Source organism: Pseudomonas sp. AC463 (assembly GCF_979253585.1).
Window position 1 is genome coordinate 1 of sequence record NZ_CEEDDZ010000784.1, and the last position, 260, is coordinate 260.

1 pseudogene is annotated in these 260 nt (G+C 60.4%); it reads right to left on the reverse strand.

Annotation, left to right across the window (positions count from 1 at the left end):
- A pseudogene (gene rpsD / locus AC0IYH_RS32360) lies at window positions 1–178 on the reverse strand (30S ribosomal protein S4); the annotation flags it as partial.
- Window positions 179–260 lie beyond the last annotated feature (82 nt).

Consider the following 260-nt stretch of genomic DNA (forward strand, 5'->3'; position numbering starts at 1 on the left):
CCTTCAGCTTCTGCTTGGCGCGCAGCTGGATGCCGAAATCGGACACCTTGCCCTTGCGGCGCTGACCATGCTGGCCGGGGCCGTATTCACGCTTGTTCACCGGGGACTTCGGACGACCCCAGATGTTCTCGCCCATCCGGCGGTCGAGCTTGTGCTTGGCGCTATGGCGCTTCGACATGTATATTCCTTGCAATCACGAACAACGTTGGTTCCGGTATCGCTCTGCTGGATTTCCAGGAGGAAAAGGCAGGGCCGCCGCT